Below are 1,935 nucleotides of genomic sequence, written 5' to 3' on the forward strand. Positions count from 1 at the left end.
AATCGCAGGCGAAAGACGCCAACAGCCATCAGGCCGCGCCGCCGATCACCAAATCAGCGGTAATTCGAGGTCTCCAGATACCTGAGTCGATTACCGCTTCGATTGAACCTTCAATATCGTCAGACAAAGTCCTCCGCGCCGGAAACGTCTGAATATCTTCTATCGCAGCCTTAAGTGCGCCGATCTCCCTTTTGTTAAAGGGAGAAAAATCGTGATCGTCAGAGAAATTAACAAATAGTTCTCCGCCTGGCGTCTCAAAAGTCTGCAACTCTCTTCTCCAATACCAACAAGTTTTCCAGTAACTGAAAACACGCTATCAATATGGCCTACTATTGGCTTGCCGCCGGAGTGCTTCAGATACATCGCCCTTAAGCGCTCGATAGTCAAAAGTGCGCGAATTGTCGTTTGCGGCAGCTCTTAGAATGGAGTTGATCTCGTTAGTCGTCAGCTCCGTGTATCGCAGGTGACTGAACGGACTTTTGTGATGCATACACTTTGAAATTACGTCGCCGTCACAACCAATCGTCTTCAGAAAGGTGCCGTAAAAGTGTCGCGCTCCATGCGGTGTTGTACCTCGTTTTTTCGCTACTACTAGGTCGGGGTCGTTGTAGAGGCGGCTTATGCGGTTGACTGCCCTCTTCCAGGCGGAACGAAAAGCTTCCATCGTATACGGCGCACCAACAACATTCGTGCTGTTCCCAAACACTCTGCCAGACCCGACAAAGAGATATGGATGGTCTTGAAGGCCCTGTGCTTCCCGTAGTCGCATTAGGCGCGGACGGGTGATTGTCACATAGTGACGGAGCCTACGAGCCAACTCTTCGCACAGACCTGGGAGCGGCAACCAAACCAACTCCGCTCCTTCGTCATCACCTCTCAATCCCTTGTGGCCAGCCTGCCCGCGCTTCCGCAGCTTGTTTCGGGGTCTAAGGTTTTTCTTTTCCAGATAAGCTCTGCGATTGATTGTTTTTCCACCTGTTCGAATATCGCCATTGCGGGGATGATGAAGGAAAAGAACAGGTTCCCCGTTCACCCATTGGACATCGTTTACCCATGCATTGAACAACTCGCTCAACCTCGACCCGCCAGCGAACAATAGCAGAGCGATGACTTGGGCTGTTTCGTCTAAAAGCTTGTTGCGCGAATTTCGAAACCCTTTGAAAAGGAGCGGCCAGACGTACCTCGTCGGAAATCGATAGGTCCGAACACGCGGTGAGCCGCTGCCAAAGAGTCCTCCAAACGGATGACTGATCTCGGCTGTCTTCTCAGATTTGATGTGCGCTAAAAGGCTTTTCTTTCGTTGTATGACGTGTTGATAAGCTATCCGGACGGCGTGAAATGGTTCCTGCGCTTTACCAATTTCGGCGTCGAACCATTCAGAGGCTTTAAGCGAAATCCATTTCAATACGCTTGTCAAAGCCGCAAGTAAGCGCTTCGCCGAAGCCTCCCTCCGTGGCGGCCAATATAGACCTACACCGTCATAACGTCGGCCATTCTCGACGATAGCTGTCCCGTTGAGAACAGCTTTGGCGAACCGAGTCAGCATTTTGGAATACGAAACGCTCGCGCCTCCTCGTCTTTGCGCAGGTTCGAAGTATGGGAGGCAAGCCGCTGTATATTCAATCAGCATTCCAACTGCTCGAACCCGTTCGAGCATCCACTGACCAGATTTTGCATCGTGATCCGCCAAATACCTTATTAGGACGTCTGACCGAAATAACTTTACGCCGCCGCTAGTTGCGTGGAGCGCATAGAGGACCGGCAACATCTGTCGCTGCCCTTCAAGGACCACATACTGCCAGACGACCAGGTAGTTCAGACCGCGCTCAACGTGCGACAAATCATAGGGTGAAGACTTAGTGACCTGCCACGGAACTTTCACCCAGCAGCGACTAGAGCCCCGGCGGTTCTGAATACGCCAAGTGGCGCGGTGTG

General features: G+C 51.8%; 1 protein-coding gene and 1 pseudogene. Both read right to left on the reverse strand.

All coding sequences use genetic code 11. From position 1 onward, the window contains the following. Positions 1–28: 28 nt before the first annotated feature. Entirely contained in the window at positions 29–268 is a 240-nt protein-coding gene (locus AC3WWH_RS34700) for a hypothetical protein (RefSeq protein WP_492377622.1), read from the reverse strand. A 48-nt stretch (positions 269–316) separates the two neighbouring features. Continuing rightward, positions 317–1,935, reverse strand: a pseudogene (locus AC3WWH_RS34705) (hypothetical protein); the annotation flags it as partial.

Source organism: Ensifer sp. EB106-03-01-XG145, from assembly GCF_058792075.1.